This is a genomic window from Rhodococcus jostii NBRC 16295 (genome assembly GCF_001894825.1).
Taxonomy (GTDB): Bacteria; Actinomycetota; Actinomycetes; order Mycobacteriales; family Mycobacteriaceae; genus Rhodococcus_F; species Rhodococcus_F jostii.
Genome location: NZ_BCWY01000223.1, coordinates 1 through 593, shown reverse-complemented (window position 1 = coordinate 593; position 593 = coordinate 1). Strand labels below are relative to the sequence as shown.

Here is a 593-nt window from a genome sequence, read left to right as displayed (position 1 = left end):
ACCTCGGGAAACGGACCCTCGGACCCTTCCGCTTCCCCGACCGGGAGGACGACCAGTTCGCCAGCGCCGTCGCCAGGTTCGCCAGCCCCGAGGAGTAGGCCTCCTTCGAGTTCTCCCCCCACCACGGCGCCGCCTCACCCTTGACCTGGTTCCAGTCCTTGCGGAGGCTGTAAGCAGACCACGACATCGACGGTGTGAGTTGCTCACCGGTCACGCCGTAGGAGCGTTCCGCCTCGCGTTGATCCAGGTTCGCCCTGACCCGCGCCAGACCCCAATTGAACGCGAACCGCTGACCACCGCAATGCGACCGCAACGCCGTCTCCTGCGCGCAGGTCGGGTCAAGCGCGAACCGGTACGCCTGCAGAACCGTACTCACCCACCACCCCCAAATCGAATATACGTTCGATGTTACGGGGACGGTACGACAGTTTCCACGAGCCTCGCAGAGACCAAGACCGCAACGATGCATGTACCCCGGTCGCGGACAGGGCGGTGGCGAGGTGCACGACACCGACGATGGGTTCAACCGGCCCCGATGCCCGACCCCGTTGGTCCTGGGCTGCGAATCACACGACAGTGTCCGCATCGAACCA

The 593-nt window shown here is 65.1% G+C and carries 1 protein-coding gene; it reads right to left on the bottom strand.

Going from position 1 to position 593, the window contains the following annotated elements:
- The coding region (locus RJ1_RS44850) for a helix-turn-helix domain-containing protein (protein WP_170008955.1) at positions 1–376 on the bottom strand (376 nt) is incomplete at its 3' end.
- Positions 377–593 lie beyond the last annotated feature (217 nt).